Here is a 17,335-nt window from a genome sequence, read left to right as displayed (position 1 = left end):
CCAGTCTAGTTGTTTGTGCAGGTGGGAAGGCCCGCCGTGTCTTGTCCGGACCCCAACCGTTCCACGGCAGCGGTAGCGTCGGCCAAGGTTTCCACTTTGACAACCTGCAAGCCATCCGGGACGTGCCCCACAACATCGGAACAATTCGCCGCCGGAGCAAGGAACATTGTGGCCCCGTGCTGGCGTGCACCGATCATCTTTTGGGCTATGCCACCGATCGCGCCCACGGCACCGTCGGCGGTGATGGTGCCTGTCCCGGCTACGTGTTTGCCGCCGGTGAGGTCCCCCGGAGTCAGGTTGTCCACAATTCCCAAGGCGAACATCATTCCGGCGCTCGGCCCACCCACGTTGTCCAGTGAAATGCTGACGTCGAACGGAAAGGTGAAATCGCTCGCCAACAGCACGCCGAGAACGTAGCGGTCAGCTTGGTTCTTGGTGGGGGTGACGGTTTCGGTGACCAGGGCCCCATTCCGCTCCACCTCCACGGTCACAGGAGCTCCCGCCCCTGCCGCAAGTTCCGCCTGCACCACGCCCATGGAGGTGATGGCCTTTCCATTGATGGACTTCAGGCGGTCGCCTTCCTTGATTTTCCCGGTGGACGGCGAGGGGTCCGACAGGCCGGCGACATCCAGCCTCTGCTCAAAGGGAATGTCCAGCTGCCGCAATGCAGCGGCCACGGCGTTCTCCTGGGACGTTTCCATGTCCACTTCGCCTTGCTTGACCGTTTGTTCGGCGGTGGTGCCCTTGGGGTAGATCAGTTCCTCGGGGTAGATCGCCTTGGAGTTGTCCAGCCAGGCCCGGAACACGTCGAAAATCGTGGCAGGAGTCTTGGGGCCACCTGTCATGACAACGGTGGTCAGATCCAGGCTACCTTTGGCTGGGAACGATTCGTGTCCGGAAATGCTGATGACAGGCTTGTCGCCGTCCTTACCCAACGTATTGAACGTCGGACCTGCTGACTCGATGACATATGGGACAGGCAACGCCGCCGCCCCAATGCCAAGGCCCAGCGCCAGAAGTCCTGAGATCACCATGATCATGTACCGCCCGTTATGCGGAGGTGCCGGAGGCACCAAGGCGGGATCGGCGTCGGACACTTGGCCCTGCTCCTGGTTCTGGCGCGACGCGAAGGAGCCCTCGGGGCTGGGCGAAGTAAGCATTGAGGCCTCTCTTTTCCGGCATGGCGTGACCGGTTCCTGTGGCTACTGCCGCCGCAGCCGCAGCGGCAGTACATACCAAGCATCAACACTACGCGGTCAGGCGTTGCCGTCCTGCTTTGCCTACAGCGAACGACGCCGGGTCCGGGCAGACAGCCCTCCGGCAGCGCGGTACGGTGAAAGGGATCACCAGCCAGTTCGACGATCGGCGGCACCATGACTTCCAACCCCAACAACCCGTCCAACGACGACGAGACCCCCAAGGATCCGCTGGCGGAAATGCTGCAGAACCTCATGGGCGGCCAGGGCATGGGCAACATCGATCCCGCTGAGTTGGCCAAGGCTGCCGGGCTCCCCAACGACCCCCAGCTCCTGCAGCAAATGTTCGCGCAGGTCCAGGCCATGATGAGTTCCACCTCCGAGGGACCCGTTAACTGGCAGCTGGCGCATGAGAATGCCCGGCGGGTGGCAGCCGCCGGGAGCGACCCCTCCGTCAACGCCCAGCAGGCCAGGGAAGTGGACGAAGCGTTGAGGCTTGCCGAACTCTGGCTCGACCCCGTTACCGACCTCTCGGCCACCGGATTGATTGGACGTGCCTGGTCACGTGCTGAATGGGTGGAGGCGACCCTCGGAACCTGGAAACGCCTGACCGAACCGGTGGCAAACAGCATCGCGAACGCCCTGTCCAATGCGCTCACCCAGCAAATGCCCGAGGAAATGAAGTCCATGATGGGCGGTGCCTCGTCGATGCTGCAGAACATGGGCGGCGCAATCTTCGGCATGCAGTTGGGCCAGGCCATCGGCGCCCTGTCCGCCGAAGTGGTGAGCTCCACGGACATCGGAGTCCCACTGGCGGACCTCGAAATGGCACTCCTGCCGGCCAACGTTGCCAAATTCGGTGAAGGCCTCAGCCTGCCGGAGAACGACGTACGGCTGTTCCTGGCAGTCCGTGAAGCAGCGCACGCCAGGTTGTTCGTACAGGTTCCGTGGCTGCGCGGCCATCTTTTGGGGGCCATCGAGGCCTACGCCCGCGGCATCCACATCGACATGTCCCGCATCGAAGACCTGGCACGGGACCTTGATCCCAGCAACCCGGAAGGCATCCAGGCAGCGCTGTCCCAAGGCGTCTTCACCCCGGAGCGCACCCCGGTCCAGACAGCTGCCCTGGAAAAGCTTGAGACTGCACTCGCCCTTGTTGAGGGTTGGGTTGATGAACTGACCGCTGAAGCAACCGACAAAGTGCTGCCCTCCGCGACTGCCCTGCGGGAAACCGTCCGACGCCGGCGCGCCACAGGCGGACCAGCCGAGCACGCTTTTTCCTCGCTGGTGGGCCTGGAGTTGCGCCCACGCCGCCTTCGGGAGGCAGCCACCTTGTGGGCCACCCTTAAGGAAGAGCGTGGCATTGCCGGACGTGACGCCATCTGGCACCACCCGGATCTGCTGCCTACGGGCGAGGATCTGGATGATCCGAAGGGCTTCTCCGAACGCCGCCGGCTGGCCGAAGCCAGCGAAAGTGAAGTCGATGATGCCCTCCAGAAGCTCCTGGACGGCGGCTACGAAGACACCCCTGACGCCGGATCCCCGGATTCACCGGCTGAAGAGCCTGGTTCGGACGACACCGATCCCCAGGCGCCAACCAAGTAAAGCCTCCGGGAGAACGAATCAGCGACGGTCGCCACGAGTGGCGGCCGTTGCTGGGTTAATCGGTCAGCTCCGCCCCAGGCCCGGACTGGCTGCCGGATTCTCCTGCGAGACCCCTGGACGTCGCGAAGGCCACCCCCTCCAGGAAAGCCTTGGCACGCTGGGTCTCCGGGTAGGCATCAACCAGCGCCCAGAAATCCGCGTTGTGTCCGGCAACCAGCAGGTGGGCCAGCTCATGTACCAGGACGTAGTCCGTAACCCACTGCGGCATGGGCTGGAGTTTGTTGGAGAGCCTGATGCTGCCATCTGCAGGCGTCGCCGAACCCCATCGCGAGTTCTGGTTTCCAACCCATCGGACCGATGTGGGGACGGCCCTGCCACCAAGATACGTCCGGGACAGATGGGCAGCGTGCTCAGCGAGGGCATCATCGGTGGCCGGGCGGCGTTTGCTCCTGCCCGCCCGCTGCTCGCCCTGCTTCTTGAGCTTGGCCAGCATGCGCTGTACCCATTCGCGTTCCTGGGACTTGGTGAAGCTCGCTGGAATAGCGACCACGGCCTTGCCGTCTTCCCAAAACGCGGCGACGGTACGCCGGCGCCTGCTTGATCGACGCACCACGACCGGAGCACCGTCCTCGGTCATCTGGGGAATGCCACTATCCCCCGCCCGTGGACCCGCCATCAGAGAACAGCGCTCTGGGCCAGGACCGCCAGGACCGCCTCGCCGTAGCGCTCAAGCTTGGACGGTCCGATCCCCGCCAAGGATGCCAATTCCTCCAGGGAGCTCGGCTTGGCCTCGGCGATTGCGGTCAAGGTGGCGTCGGTGAACACTACATACGCCGGGACATCGGCGGACTTTGCCTCGTCTTTGCGCCACTGCCGCAGGGCGTCAAAGGTTTGCTCCTCGTAGGAGGGCGGGCATTGGTTGCAGCGTCCCACCTTCCGTTCGGCTCCTGTGGCCAGCATGCTTTCGCACACCCTGCACGACGCCGGCGCTGCGGCTTTTCGGCGCACCGGACCTGACTTGCTGCGGGCGTTTGCGGACGCCACGGAGTCCGGGCGAAGCCCGTCAAGGAAACGGGATGGCTTGCGGTTTGCCCTCCCGCCAGGGGTACGTGCCGTTGACCAGGACAGGTTCAAATGTTCCCGTGCCCGTGTGATGCCCACGTAGAGCAAGCGGCGTTCCTCATCCACGTCCTCAGGGGAATCGGCGAACGAAATGGGCATCAGTCCCTCACTCAGGCCCACCAGGAACACCGCGTCCCACTCGAGGCCCTTGGCCGAGTGGAGGGAAGCGAGCGTGACACCCTGGACCGTGGGGGCATGCTGGGCCACCGAACGTTCCTGGAGCTCATTGACAAACTCAGCCAAGGTGAACGACTCACCGCGGCTGACGGCCAACTCATCGGCCAGGGCGACAAGGGCTGCCAACGACTCCCACCGCTCACGCAGCGCTCCCCCATTGTGGGGAGCAGAGTCGGTGTATCCAAGGGACGCTACGATGTCCCGAACAATCTGCCCCAGTGGCTCCTGGGGACCCTCCGCCACGGCACGGGTCGCGGCCCGAAGTTGCAGTATGGCGTCGCGGACTTCCTTCCGTGCAAAGAATCGCTCACCACCCCGAAGCTGGTAGCCAATACCTGCAGATGCGAGCGCCTGTTCGTAAGCCTCGGACTGGCCGTTCGTGCGGAAAAGTATGGCGATTTCGCTGGCCTGGACCCCGGCGTTCAGCAGTTCCTGAATCCTGCCCGCCACGACGGCCGCTTCGGCTTCGTCGTCCGGGCACTCCATGAACTTTGGCTCCGGACCGGACGGACGTTGGGCAACAAGCTTCAGGGGCGGCGCCCAGGCGGCATCGGCGACCGGTCCGCCACTTCGCCTCGACCCCAGCAGGTCATTGGCAAGCTTCACCACCTGTGGCGTGGACCGGTAGTCGCGGATGAGCTTGACGACGGTTGCTCCCGGGAATTGCGCTTTGAAACCCAGCAGGTGTTTGGGGGACGCTCCAGTGAAGGAGTAGATGGTCTGGCTCGCATCGCCCACCACGCACAACTCGTCGCGGCCGCCAAGCCACAAATCCAGGAGCCGCTGCTGTAGCGGCGAAACGTCCTGGTACTCATCCACCACAAAGTGCCGGTACTGCTCACGAACGGTGGCCGCGACCTTTGGGTCCTCTTGGAGAATGCCTACGGTGATGAGCAAAACGTCCTCGAAGTCGATGACGTTACGATCCGTCTTGATGTCCTCATAGGCTTGGAACACCCGGGAAACGGCCGTGAGATCGAAGCCGCCCGGCGTACCACGGCCCTGTGCGTTCTCAAGGTAGTTGGCGGGCGTCAGCATGGACACCTTTGCCCATTCGATCTCCGCCGCGAGGTCCCTGATGGAGGCGCGGTCTGTGCTCAGGCGCAGCCGGCGGGACGCTTCGGCGATCATATTGGCCTTGTGGTCCAACAGATTCGGCAGGGTTCCTCCGATCGCCTGAGGCCAGAAGAACTGCAGCTGCCTCAGGGCGGCGGCGTGGAAGGTGCGGGCTTGGACGTTTGCCACGCCAAGATCGCGGAGCCTGCTGCGCATCTCGGCGGCGGCCCTTGCCGTGAACGTCACGGCCAGCAACCGCTGCGGGCTGTACACCCCGGAGTGGACTCCATAGGCGATGCGGTGGGTGATGGCACGCGTTTTTCCTGTACCAGCGCCGGCCAGGACGCACATCGGACCCGTCAGGGTACTGGCCACTTCACGTTGTTCGTCATCCAAGCCACCGAGGATGCGCTCCTCGAGAGAGCCTTCGGCGTCTAAAAACACTTCTGTCACGGCTGGAGGTCTTCGATGACGCCGCCATACCAATGCTCGATCAAGGAACGCGCAATCGAAAGCCGCGTGGAGATGGTGATTTCGCCACTGAGCACCGCGTCCTGCAGCTCATCCCGGCTGAACCACCGTGCCCGGGTCACCTCGACGCCATCGGGCCGCGCAACGGCGTCGTCCGTGGTGGCGGTGAAGCCCAGCATGAGCGAAGCGGGAAACGGCCAGGACTGCGAGCCGAGGTACTGGCAGGCCGTCACGCGGACACCCACCTCTTCCCCGATTTCCCGGACCACAGCCTGCTCAAGCGATTCACCGGGCTCAACGAACCCGGCCAGAGTGGAATAGTTTTTGGCATCCACCGGCCCGCCGCCGCCCAGGAGCAGGCGACCGTCGGGTCCAACCACGGTGACGATGATTGCAGGATCCGTGCGCGGGTAGTGCTCGGAATTGTCCTTGGGACAACGCCTGACCCAGCCGCCGGCCTCGACATCCGTTGGGGTGCCGCACTGCGGACAATGTGTGTGGGTGGCATGCCAGTTGGAGATAGCGCTTGCTTCAATGAACAGGGCGGTGTCCATGGCGTCCAACGTGGCCGCGACGTCACGGAATCCCGCCCACTGTGCGTCCGAAGGGATCGTGGCGGGGCCCGCAGCCGGCGGCTCAGCGATGGTGAACAGGAGGACCGGCGTTCCTTCCGGCAACGAGGACGACATCAAAGTGGTCCCCAGATAGATGGCGGCGGCACCGGCGTCGGGCCCTTGGAGGGCGGCCCAGAGGGCGGCGGCGTCGCCGAACCAGAGACCATCGGCTGTCACCAACGCCTTGCGCTGGGAAATAACCATGGCTTTGGCCGTACCAGAGGCGATGACGTCCTGGACCATGCCCGGCTTCATACGGACGCCCGAGCCGCGGTCCACCATGGCAGGGCGGACGGGAAGAACAGTGTCCATCAGGTGGTTGGCAAGCGCCGGCGACTCCGTATGACTCATGTATCTACCGTACTGACTCGCACCGACAAAAAACATTTGGAAGGTCTCCGCCTGTGGACGACGGCGGGCGGAGGCGCAAATACACTCCCCTTTTGGCCTCTTCCCCTGTGGATTTGCTGGAGATCTGAAGACTCGCCGCACTGCATCATGGCCACAGGCCACACTCAATCTACCGTGGAGAGGTGAGAAGAACACCGCTCGAACTGGCCGCTATAGCAACTGCGGCGGTGCCTGGTTTGGCGCCGACGGCTACAGCCTATTCCCCCGACGACGACGCCGACTTCGATTCTGCGTTGCTGCTGGACGCGGAGGGCAAGCGCTGGCGGGTCCGTTCTCCGCGACATCCCGAAGCCAGCACCCGGTTGGAAACCGAGTTCATGGTGCTCCGCGCCTTCGCCCCGGCAATCCGCGCCGAATTGCCCTTCCACGTTCCCACCATTGCCGGTACCGTCCGGCAGGGCGCCCTCACCACTTTCGTCTATGCCCACCTGCAGGGATCGGTCCTGTCGATCGAAGAACTTTCGGCCAGCAGCCAGGCATTGGCCAAGGAAATAGGTGCGGCACTGGCCGCTGTCCATGACCTTCCGCTGAGTCTTGTGACCAACGCCGATCTCCCCAGCTACTCTGCCAACGAATTCAGGCAGCGCAAGCTCAACGAACTGGACCAGGCCGCTACCACCGGCAAGATTCCGGCCACGCTCCTGCGGCGCTGGGAGCATGCCCTGGAGGACGTCGCCCTGTGGCGGTTCAACACCTCAGTGGTCCATGGCGATCTCCATGAAGACAACCTGATGGTCCAGGACGACACCGTGACTGCAATAACAGGTTGGACTGACCTGCGGATCGGCGATCCGGCCGATGATTTCGCGTGGCTGGTGGCCTCCAACGAATCATCGTTCGTGGAAGCAGTACTGGCCCATTACACCCAGGCCCGCCGGGAAACCCCGGACGCCCACCTGCTCCGCCGCGCTGCCCTGCTGGCCGAATTCGCCCTGGCCCAATATTTGGTCAAAGCCATGGCTGCCGGACATCAGAGCATGACCGCGGAAGCAGAGTCCATGCTTCAGGCCCTCGCCAGCGACATCGAGGAGCAGGCGCGCCGCCATGAAGAAGCAGAGGCCGCGGCAAAGGAACTCGCCGAACACCAGGCGGAAATGGCTGCGGATCGGCAGCCGGCGGTCAGCGTGATACCAATTCCCGACGCCGGTCCAACAGTTTCGGTGGCAGCGATCCCTCCTGCGGAGTCCACTGCGGAGGCGTCAACGGCCGCCGGGGATCAGGCACCTTCGGCTGATGCTGCCGGAGCCGATGACTCAAGCGATCATGACGATACGTCCACGGCCGCCATCAGCGTGGTGACAGTAACCCCCCTTCACGCAGCGGATCGCTCCTAGGCATCAGTTGCCTTCCAGCGCCTTGGCAACGATCTGTTCAAGTTCCTCGGCACTGCCGAGGTCGTGCGGGCGCACGGCTGAGTCTTCGGCTACGTAGTAGAACGCCGCGCTGACGTCATCGAGGGGTACGTCCTGAAGCCGAGCCCACGCCAGCCGGTAGACGGCCAGCTGCACGGCACGGCCCGCCAATTGCTTTCCTGCCGGGCGCCGCCCTGTTTTCCAGTCAATAAGCTGCCACCGGCCATCGGCATCGCGGAAGACGGCGTCAATCCGGCCGCGGACAACCACGTCCCCGATACGGGTTTCAACGGGCACTTCGACAAAGGCTGGGGCGCGCTGGGCCCACTCGGACTGCTTGAACGCGGCCACCATGTCATCGAGGCCGTAGGCCTCGTCAATGTGCGAGTCGGACCCCGGTGCTTCGTCAAGGTCCAGCATCCCCGTGGTTCCGAAGTACTCCTCCACCCAGGCGTGGAACGCTGTGCCCTTCCTGGCGGAGATTCCCGGTTCCCGGGGAACGGGCCTGCGGAGCTGGGAAACAACAGCGGCAGGGTTGTCACCGAGATCCACGAAAAGTGACGCGGAGATGTGGCTGGGCAGATGGACATCGTGGATTGCCGTGCGCCGGCGCTGGCGATCAAGAAGAAGCTGGGCCTCGTGGGACCATTTTGCGGCAGGTCCGCTCAGCCCCGACGAAGGAGGTTCGGCCTTGGGATCCTCCATGTAAGCCCGGACCAATGCTGCGGCCTGGTCCATGGCCTTGCGACGACCCGGTGCGAGCCTGAGACGGGCGCCGGTCCGTGGGTCCGTTGGCCCTTCGAGAGGGTCATAGGGAAACTGCGCCACTTCCAGCGCAGCCGTCAAAGGGCTCGTGTCAGGCAGGGATTCCTCAGCCACTGATTCAGGGTGGATCACGGCCTGCACCTTGGGTTCAGTACCGTCGGGTTCAGTACCGTCGGGTTCAGAACCGGCATCATTTTCCTGGCCCACCCCAGCGAGTGGCGCCAACTCAGAGAGGAAGGCAGACATGCCGGCAATTCCCGAGCGTGATCCATTCCATGCGGCGCTGGAGGCCCAGAGAACGAACTTGGCCCTGGTGTAGGCAACATAGGCCAACCTGCGTTCCTCCGCTTCGCCATGATGCTGGACTTCGGATTTGAAGTCCTTCTCGGCGTCCAGCCAACCCTTTTGGTCGGGCTGGTCAAGGTCCCACTGAGGGAGGTCCGCGCGGTCTCCGCGCAGCGGCCACGGCAATGCGGCGGCACCAGTGCTCCACCGGGAATCCCTGTTGCTGGGAAAGGAACCTGCGTTGAGGCCTGGCACAAAGACAACGTCCCATTCCAGGCCCTTGGAGGCATGGACGGTGAGCAACTGCACGGCTTCACGGTTGGTTTCCGCCGGCGCAATATCCAGGCCGCCTTCCTCGGAGGCCGCAGCTTCCAACCACGACAGGAACGCCAGGAGATCAATGCGCTGGGATGTTTGGAGGAAGCCTGCTGCAGCATCCTGGAAGGCGTCCAGGTTTCGTCGCGCTTGATGGATGCTGACACCGGGCTTTGCTGCGACTTCAATGTCCAGAAGCATGGCTCGCTCCACTTCGCCCAGAAGCGTGGTGAGGTCGTCGCCGATGAAACTCCTCAGGGATCGGAGCTCCGCAGCCAAGCTGCCCAGGCGGTCCAAGGCGGTGCCGCTCAGGCTCCTGCCGTGTCCGGAGGTCCAGCCCGGTTTGGGGAGGTAGTCGAGGGCTTCCACCAGGCTGGCGGCATCGGTGATGTCGCTCTCGACCACCACTGCCGAGGGTTCCTCATTGGCTTCGACGGCGTCGCCCTGGGCGTCGGGGGCGGCCCGTCGTCGGGCGAGGAAACGCGACCAGTCGCTGAAAGCCATCAGGTCCGCCGGCCCGATCCGCCAGCGGGCCCCTGCGAGCAACCTCATCATTGCGTCGGAGCGTCCAGGATCGGCCAGGACCCGCAGTGTTGCCACCAGATCCACAACCTCGGGAGTGTCCAGCAGGCCGCCCAGCCCTACGATCTCGTAGGCGATGCCCTGTAGCTCGAATTCACGCCGAAGGCACTCCATCTGGGCCCTTCGGCGGCAAAGAACGGCCATGGTGGGTTTCACCGGAGTGCCATCTTGCTCTTCCTCAAACACTGTTCGCTGGTAGCGCCGGACATCGCGGACGATAGCTGCCGCTTCATCCTCATCGGTACCGAAGCGGCCGATCACCACGCTGCCATCCACGGCGGCAGGGCTGGGGACAAGCGGTGGGACGGAAACTTGGCCCTGCTCGCCCTTCTCCCCCGGGGCTCCGCCGCTGGCAGCCGCCTTGTTCAGGGGTGCGGCAATGGTATTGGCGGCGTGGAGGATGTTCCGTCCGTTCCGCCAGGCCGTGGTCAGGTACGAGGTGGGAGCCACTGAATACGAGTCCGGCCCGCCGTCCTTGCGGACAACCGGGAACTCCTGCACGAAATGGAAGAGCTGCCCGGCGGAAGCGCCACGGAATCCGTAAATGGACTGGTTGGGATCGCCCACGGCAGTGACTGCGTGCCCCTGTCCGAACAGACGGGAGAACAGAACCAGCTGGGCGTGTGAGGTGTCCTGGAACTCGTCCAGGAGCACAACTTTGTACCGGGCGCGCTCGGTTGAGGCGGCCAGGGGGATGTCGCGGGCGATCCTCGCTGCCAGTGCTACGAGGTCCCCGAAGTCCAGGACTCCGCGTTGTCGCTTGGCCTCCTGGTAGCGGACCACCATGTCAGCCACGCTGGCGCGGGTCCGAAGCATGGCGGCCAGCTCCCCTGCGGCCTGCGTTGGATTCTTTTTTGCTCCCGCGGTATAAGGAAGCTGTTCAAAGCCCTGGACCCGTTCCAAGACCCATTCACGCACCGAGGCAGGATCCTGGAGATGCTCGGCGCACTCACCGGCCAGCTGGATAACGCCGTTGACCAAGGTGGATTTGGCGGCCGTAAAGTGCTCGTAGTCGCCGTCGTAAGCCTCCACGACCTCGCTGGCCAACTGCCAGGACTGCGCCCCGCCGAGCAAAACGACATCGCGTTCGATCCCCAGCCGCAGGCCGTAGTCGGAGACGATTCCGCTTGCATAGGAATGGTACGTGGAGACCCTGGGCTCAAGGTCATCAGCCCCGAGCAAACCATCCGGGAAGCCTGCGCTGCCATCGTCTTCAGCAGCGACGCGTTGGAGTGTGGCCAGCTTGCTCCGGATCCGGCTGGCCAGTTCACCTGCGGCCTTGCGCGTGAACGTCACGCCAAGAACTTCCTCCGGACGGACCCAGCCGTTGGCGACAAGCCACACCACGCGGTCGGCCATCGTGGCTGTCTTGCCGGACCCTGCACCGGCAATGACAAGACGCGGGGTCAGGGAAGAAGAAATGATGGCGGACTGTTCAGGGGTGGGGCGGTTCTTCTCGCCCAGGATGTCGGCCAGTTCCGAGGGGGTGAACCGCGGCTCCGGGAGATTCGCCGTGCCATCAAAAGCAGAGGTCAGATTGCCTATGCCATCCAGGACTTCGGTGCTCATTCGGTAACCTGCTTTCCTCGGGCGCACAACGGGCAAATATCCGGAAGACGGCAACCATGTCCGCTGTGGCTCCCCTTGCCGGGATCGTGCCGTGCTTCGAACGTTGCCGCGGCCATCAACCCTGCGGCCTCGTTGACCAGTTCCTCAGCCCAGTTATCACCGGGCTCCAGGGGATCCTGCTGCTGGATGCCCGGGCTCTTGGTCTTTGTACCAAGTTGGGCCAGCACAGCACCACCTGGGAGAAGCGACGTGGCCGCGTCAAGGCCCGGCCCAGCACCGGCGTTTTCCGCTCCGGGCAAGGCGTCAATGAACGCGCCTTTCAGAACGGCGGCCTGATACGCGCCCAGCTGCGGATGGTTGGCAACCTCTGCCTTGCCGGGCTGCCGCTTGCCGGTTTTGAGGTCGACGATAACGAGCCGTCCCTCCGGATCAATCTCCAGGCGGTCCACCTGGCCGCGGAGCACGGCATGGCGTTGTTGGGCACCGGCCTCCGTATCCTTGGCGGCGGGATCTTCCAGGGTGACTTCGGGTTCCAAGGTGACATCGGGAAGCCGGACCTCAAAGTCGTGCTCGACCGCCAGCAGGCTCCGGCCTTCGCTGCGCATGATGAGGACATACTGGGCCAGCTTGCGGACCATGAGCTCTGCACGCTGGAAGTCGAGCTTTCCTTCCCAGTTATCCTTCATGCCAAGGGTGGGCCATCGCCGGACGAGTTCGGCTACATACTCTCCACCCGAGGCCTCCGGAAGGTCCTGGGCGATGCTGTGCACCAACGTGCCCAGGCTCCGGGCGAAGTCGGTGGCAGGCTCACCACCAGCTGCCTGGACAAACCAGTCAAGCGGTGACTTGCGCACTGCTTCCACTTTGGACGGTGAGACGGAGACAGTACCGCCTGGGGGTACCACTGGTTCCATGGAACTCTGGGGTGCCAATCCCCACCAGGTGTCAGGATCCGCACCGGGAACAGGAGGGTCCGTACTGGCGAACCTGGCCAGGATCCGGGCGGCCTCGTGCGTAGTCCCTGCATCCTGGGCCGAAGAGTCCTGCAACTGGACATGCTGCCTCAGCTCGGCCACGAGGGCCCGAAGCGTCATGGGACGGTCTACAGGGGTATACCCCCGTTTGTACTCCCCCTGGTTCAACGGAGCAACGTAGTCCAGGAACGCCGAGGGCTGCTCATCCTCGGAGGATACAGCCGTGCAGATCAGGACTTCGCGTGCACGGGAAACGGCGGTGGAGAAACTCCGCAGTTCGTCGTAGCGGATGTCGCGGAGCCGGCTGAGCGGCCCACGCCCCAGCGCGTAGTCCACGCCGTGCTCCACAGCATCGGCATAGACCGTGCTGCCCAGAAGTTCGCCACGCAGGCGGGTGTTCGGCCAGACGCCTTCCTGCAGGCCGGCGACGATTACCACCGGCCACTCGCGTCCGGCAGCACTGGCCGGAGTCATGACTTCCACGCATTCTTCAAGCTGTGCGCGTGCTGCCAAGGTATCCATGGGAAGTTCCTGGTTCAACAAGTATTCGAGGAACTGCTCGGGCCCGGAGCCTGGGAGCTGATCCACGAACCGTTCGGCCGTGTGGAATAGCGCCATCATGGCGTCAAGATCCCGATCGGCGCGGGCTCCGGCGGCACCGCCTTCCATGGCCGCTTCCGCCCATCGCGAAGACAAGCCCGCGGCTTGCCACAACGCCCAAAGGACGGATTCAGCATTGGCTCCGGGCTCGGCGGCGGCTGCAGCGCCGGCCGATAGCATGCGAGCAAGCCTGCGGGCCGCACTCCCCTCGATGCCCAGTGAAGCCAAGGCTCCGGGTTCCAGCAGTGCTTCGACCAACAAGGCATCGCTGGAGCGGCCACCACCACCAAGAAGTTCCTCGCGCCGCAGCGATTGCCGCAGTCTGCGCAGCTCGATCGCCGTGGCCCCGCCGATGCGGGACGTCAGGAGCGAGACAGCTGTCTCGGGAGTCAGCTTGGCTGGATCCAACACCACCGCGAAGGCCTCAAGAAGGGGACGAACCGCGACTTCGTCGCGCACCGCGGAATCTGCCACTGGGACCCGCACCGGTATTCCCTGTCCGCCCAAATATCGCTGCAGCTGGGAGATCTGCCCGCCATTGCGGACAATCACAGCGATATCGCTCAGTTCACGGCCCTCCCGCAGCTGAGCTTCGAGAATCCGCTGGGCGATATAGCGCATTTCATGAACGGCCGAGGGCAGGACGTGTCCTTCAACCCGCCCTTGGCTACCGGGTCCGGGTTCTCCCGCGGTCGATAGCAATGGTTGCTCCATTTGCCGGGCCAGCTGGCCCCCGGAACGCTGCGAAATACGAGCCGCGACCCTCGTCCAGGCCTCGGCTACGGCAGGGGCATGGCGATGGGTCACGGACAGCGGACGCAACGAGACTGCCTGCTCCGCACCGCCCAGCAGGGTTGGCAACTCCGCCACCAAATCGGGCCTGGCGCCACGGAACCCCTGTACGACGGTGTCCGGCGAATAGGTCACCACGACATCTTTACCCTCAGCCACGTCAGCCAGGAGTTCAAACACGGCCGGGTTTGCTTCCTGGGCGTCGTCCACCAGGAACAGCTGGAGTCGCCGCCGTTCTTCTGCCAGGAAGGCTGGGGAATCCTGGAAAATCTGCCGGGCGGTGGTAATGATCCCAGCGGGGTCAAAGGCTTCGGGCATGCGCAGGTCAAGGACGTCCCTGTATTCGCTGTAGAGTTCAGCGGCTGCCATCCAGTCCGGCCTCCCGCATTCATAGGCCAGGCCAACCAGGTCCTCGGCCGTGCGACCTGACTCGATGATGCGGTCGAACAACTGCCGGATCTCATGACGAAAACCACGCGTGGGAAGCGCCGCAGCAAGATCCTCCGGCCATGGCAATTCGAAGCCGGGGCGGGAGTGGCCTTCCAGCAACTCCTTGATGATGAGGTCCTGCTCCGGGCCGGAGAGGAGCTTCGGTGGCCGTGTGAGCGGCAGGACGCCTTCGGCTTTGGCGCGTCGAATGATATCGAAAGCGTAAGACGCCCAGGTGCGGGCCGGCGTCGTACTGAGGCTGCGGTCCAAGCGACCGGTGAAGGTGTCCCGCAGGGCAGCGGCAGCATGGCGGCCCGGCGCAAGAATCAGAATCTGTTCAGGGTCCAGGCCGTCCTCGCGGACACGGCGGACAGCGGCCTCCACGAGCACGGTGGATTTGCCGGTTCCCGGACCACCCGGAACGAGAATCGGCCCGCTGCCCTGCGGGAGGGAGACCACGGCCTGTTGGTCAGGCGATAGCGCGGGTGCCGCGTAGTGGGTTTGCCGTGGCGGCAGCAGCCGAAGGGCTGCGGATGCTTGGCGTGTTTTGGCAGGATTCCCGGTCACACAGTCATTTCATCATCGGGTACCGACAATTTATGGAGTTGACGCTCCAACTGGTCGGAGATCACATCAAGTTGGTCGAATTCCGCGTCCGTGGGGGTCCATCGGGCCACCGCGAGGTCCACGCGCCAGCGGCCTTCGCCGGTCAGCTTGAATGCCTGGTAGGCACCGTGGAGCGGGGTTGATTCTTCCAGATAGTGCCGCAACGCGTCCGCCTCGTGGCCCACGGGCGCTTCTCCGCTTGCCCGCAGCACCCGCCACCACGCAACGCCGCTGCCGTAATGGCTCATCACGGCGCCAACCTGCCGCGGTCCACCCGAACCCAGGAGCTCGGCGACGTCTCCGTAGGACACTGCCGAACCAGGCGGAACGAGGTCCACGACGGCCAGGACCGCCGTCACATACTCCATCCGCATGTGTTTCAGCCTAACGCCAGGAGTGTCCTACCCAATAACGTCAGTGCAGGCCGGTAGCGTGAAAATCATGAGCTCCTGGAACACCCTCGCCCGCGCCGCGTTCGACCTCGAAACCACGGGAAAGAATTCCCGTTCAGCGCGGATCGTCACGGCCTCGATCACCGTGGTGGACGGCCATGGTGAGCTCATCGCGGAGCACGAATGGCTGGCCGACCCGGGCGTCGAGATCCCCGCGGAAGCCAGCGAGGTACACGGAGTCACCACTGAGAAAGCAAGGGCTGAAGGGCGGCCGGCCGCGGAAGTGACCCGCGAGGTCGCGGGGGTACTCCAGGAACTGTTCGACGCCGGAACTCCGGTTATTGCCTTCAACGCCAGTTACGATTTCACCGTCTTGGCGGCGGAGTCCGCGCGGTACGGTGTTCCGCAGCTGAGCCGCTTCCCTGTTCTGGATCCCTACGTGATGAACAAGCAGGTGGACCGCTACCGCAAGGGCAAGCGGACCCTGACGGCTTTGTGCGAGGAATACGGGGTGGACTTGACCAACGCCCATACCTCCGCCGCGGACGCCCTCGCCACGCTCCGGGTACTGGATGCAATGGCCGGCAAGTTCCCCAAGCTCCAGATGCCGGCCTCCACCCTGCACCAGTTGCAAGTAGACTGGGCCGCGTCCCAAGCAGCTGACTTCCAGCAGTATCTGCGCCGCAGCAAGCCCACTGCCGTTATTGAGGGTGAATGGCCGGTGCTTCCTCCAGAGGATGCCAGCCGCGGCGGCTTCTGAGTTTTCTCTGCGACGCAAGTCACACGGATTCCCGGAACCTCCCATGGACCCGGAGTTCAGGCGCGGATTCCACATCCGGAGCCGGACACGGAACAGTGAGGCGGCCGTTGAGGCCAGTGTGGAACATCGTTCGGAAAAACCGAGGGTCAGCCACCGTTTCTTCGATTCACGGGGACCCTGCGGGCTGGTGACATAATTAAGTTTGGCGGGTTGAAGTCTGCTAGGGCAGCCAACCTACGTTTTGCTGCCGTGTTCCCCGCCCACCGCAAAACGTCTCCGTGACCCGATGAAAGTGATTTCTTCATGAAATTCAAAGCCCCTAAGTGGCTGTCTGTTGCCCCCGTGGCCGCAGCCCTGGTGATTTCCCTGGCAGCATGCGGCGGAGGAAGCTCCCAGCCCAGCGGAACACCCACTGACGCCCTCGCCGGAAGCGACCAGAAGTCACTGGACAGCTTCACCACCGCCAACGTCACTCCCCTGGACAAGATCGACAAGTCCAAGCTGGGCCTCATCACCGACGGCACCTTGCGCGTAGGCACCCTGTCCGATGCCCCGCCGAACATCTTCATCGATCCTTCCGGCAAGTTCACCGGCTACGACAACGAGCTCCTGCGCGCCATCGGCGACAAGCTGGGACTCAAGGTCGACTTCGCTTCCACGGACTTCTCCGCGTTGCTCTCCCAGGTGGGCAACAAGCAGTTCGACGTCGGATCCTCCTCGATCTCCACCACGGACGCCCGCCGCAAGACGGTTGGCTTCACCAATGGCTACGACTTTGGCTACATGGCTGTAGTGACCAAGAAGGACTCCAAGGTCACCGGTTTTGCCGACATCAAGGAAGGCCTCCGCATCGGCGTCGTCCAGGGCACGGTCCAGGACGACTACATGACGAACACGCTCAAGATCGAGCCGGTACGTTTCCCTGACTACAACACGGTCTACGGCAACGTGAAGAACGGCCAGATCGACGCTTGGGTTGCCCCGTCCCAGCAGGCCGAAGGCCAGGTCAAGGAAGGCGACAACACCAAGATCGCCGAGAAGGTCGTCAACACCCAGAACTTCACCGCTTACGCCGTGAACAAGGACAACCAGCCGCTGATCGACGCCCTGAACTCCGGCTTGGACGCTGTCATTGCCGACGGTACCTGGGCCAAGCTCACTGCCGAGTGGTACAAGGACCGTCCGACGTCCGCAGAGCAGACCCCCCAGGGTTGGAAGCCGGGCAGCAAGGCCGTCCAGCTCCCGGCCAAATAACCAAGGCG

11 protein-coding genes are annotated in these 17,335 nt (G+C 63.9%); 4 read left to right on the top strand and 7 right to left on the bottom strand.

The window, feature by feature from the left end; genetic code table 11:
• Window positions 1–5: 5 nt before the first annotated feature.
• Entirely contained in the window at window positions 6–1,160 is a 1,155-nt protein-coding gene (locus AB0N72_RS11420; RefSeq protein WP_363930519.1) for a S16 family serine protease, read from the bottom strand.
• Between the two features lie 213 nt (window positions 1,161–1,373).
• Between AB0N72_RS11420 and AB0N72_RS11415 the strand changes: the two genes are divergently transcribed.
• Window positions 1,374–2,801, top strand: coding sequence for a zinc-dependent metalloprotease (locus AB0N72_RS11415; RefSeq protein WP_363930518.1), 1,428 nt, complete (start codon window positions 1,374–1,376; stop codon window positions 2,799–2,801).
• A gap of 55 nt (window positions 2,802–2,856) precedes the next feature.
• Here the strand turns inward: AB0N72_RS11415 and AB0N72_RS11410 are convergent, their stop codons facing one another.
• From AB0N72_RS11410 to nudC, 3 genes are read right to left on the bottom strand one after another with little or no spacing between them, the layout of a single operon-like run.
• On the bottom strand, window positions 2,857–3,477 hold the full coding sequence (locus AB0N72_RS11410) for a M48 family metallopeptidase (protein WP_363930517.1): 621 nt from the start codon (window positions 3,475–3,477) through the stop codon (window positions 2,857–2,859).
• Window positions 3,477–5,609 carry an ATP-dependent DNA helicase UvrD2 gene (locus AB0N72_RS11405; RefSeq protein WP_363930516.1) on the bottom strand — a complete coding sequence of 711 codons (2,133 nt, stop codon included), beginning with the start codon at window positions 5,607–5,609 and terminating at the stop codon, window positions 3,477–3,479. The genes AB0N72_RS11410 and AB0N72_RS11405 overlap by 1 nt, the downstream gene beginning before the upstream one ends.
• The gene (nudC, locus tag AB0N72_RS11400; protein ID WP_363930515.1) at window positions 5,606–6,592 is read right to left on the bottom strand and encodes an NAD(+) diphosphatase; all 987 of its coding nucleotides are present in this window, start codon (window positions 6,590–6,592) and stop codon (window positions 5,606–5,608) included. The genes AB0N72_RS11405 and nudC overlap by 4 nt, the downstream gene beginning before the upstream one ends.
• A 182-nt stretch (window positions 6,593–6,774) precedes the next feature.
• Here nudC and AB0N72_RS11395 point away from each other — a divergent pair, with 182 nt between their 5' ends.
• Complete coding sequence (locus AB0N72_RS11395; RefSeq protein ID WP_363930514.1) at window positions 6,775–7,986, top strand: macrolide 2'-phosphotransferase; 1,212 nt, start codon at window positions 6,775–6,777, stop codon at window positions 7,984–7,986.
• Between the two features lie 3 nt (window positions 7,987–7,989).
• On the opposite strand, the gene AB0N72_RS11390 is transcribed toward AB0N72_RS11395, so the two are convergent.
• Genes AB0N72_RS11390 through AB0N72_RS11380 form a run of 3 tightly spaced genes read right to left on the bottom strand, consistent with a single transcriptional unit; the run spans window position 7,990 to window position 15,295 of the window.
• Complete coding sequence (locus AB0N72_RS11390; protein ID WP_363930513.1) at window positions 7,990–11,520, bottom strand: ATP-dependent DNA helicase; 3,531 nt, start codon at window positions 11,518–11,520, stop codon at window positions 7,990–7,992.
• A complete protein-coding gene (locus AB0N72_RS11385; RefSeq protein ID WP_363930512.1) occupies window positions 11,517–14,882 on the bottom strand; it encodes an ATP-dependent DNA helicase in 3,366 nt (1,121 codons plus the stop codon). Before AB0N72_RS11385 ends, AB0N72_RS11390 begins: the two co-directional genes overlap by 4 nt.
• Window positions 14,879–15,295 carry an MGMT family protein gene (locus AB0N72_RS11380; RefSeq protein WP_363930511.1) on the bottom strand — a complete coding sequence of 139 codons (417 nt, stop codon included), beginning with the start codon at window positions 15,293–15,295 and terminating at the stop codon, window positions 14,879–14,881. The genes AB0N72_RS11385 and AB0N72_RS11380 overlap by 4 nt, the downstream gene beginning before the upstream one ends.
• A gap of 67 nt (window positions 15,296–15,362) precedes the next feature.
• Here AB0N72_RS11380 and AB0N72_RS11375 point away from each other — a divergent pair, with 67 nt between their 5' ends.
• Window positions 15,363–16,073, top strand: a complete 711-nt coding sequence (locus AB0N72_RS11375) for a 3'-5' exonuclease (protein ID WP_363930510.1) — start codon at window positions 15,363–15,365, stop codon at window positions 16,071–16,073.
• Window positions 16,074–16,376: 303 nt separating this feature from the next.
• Complete coding sequence (locus AB0N72_RS11370; RefSeq protein WP_363930509.1) at window positions 16,377–17,327, top strand: ABC transporter substrate-binding protein; 951 nt, start codon at window positions 16,377–16,379, stop codon at window positions 17,325–17,327.
• Window positions 17,328–17,335 lie beyond the last annotated feature (8 nt).

The sequence above is a fragment of the Paenarthrobacter sp. NPDC089307 genome, from assembly GCF_040685055.1.
GTDB lineage: Bacteria > Actinomycetota > Actinomycetes > Actinomycetales > Micrococcaceae > Arthrobacter.
Note: the sequence above shows the minus strand (reverse complement) of the source record. Positions and strands in the feature narration are given on the sequence as shown.

Coding starts and splice junctions, on each gene's coding strand:
- AB0N72_RS11420 (WP_363930519.1), bottom strand. CDS start 1,160: ATGCTTACTTCGCCCAGCCCCGAGGGCTCCTTCGCGTCGCGCCAGAAC.
- AB0N72_RS11415 (WP_363930518.1), top strand. CDS start 1,374: ATGACTTCCAACCCCAACAACCCGTCCAACGACGACGAGACCCCCAAG.
- AB0N72_RS11410 (WP_363930517.1), bottom strand. CDS start 3,477: ATGGCGGGTCCACGGGCGGGGGATAGTGGCATTCCCCAGATGACCGAG.
- nudC (WP_363930515.1), bottom strand. CDS start 6,592: ATGAGTCATACGGAGTCGCCGGCGCTTGCCAACCACCTGATGGACACT.
- AB0N72_RS11390 (WP_363930513.1), bottom strand. CDS start 11,520: ATGAGCACCGAAGTCCTGGATGGCATAGGCAATCTGACCTCTGCTTTT.
- AB0N72_RS11380 (WP_363930511.1), bottom strand. CDS start 15,295: ATGCGGATGGAGTATGTGACGGCGGTCCTGGCCGTCGTGGACCTCGTT.
- AB0N72_RS11375 (WP_363930510.1), top strand. CDS start 15,363: ATGAGCTCCTGGAACACCCTCGCCCGCGCCGCGTTCGACCTCGAAACC.
- AB0N72_RS11370 (WP_363930509.1), top strand. CDS start 16,377: ATGAAATTCAAAGCCCCTAAGTGGCTGTCTGTTGCCCCCGTGGCCGCA.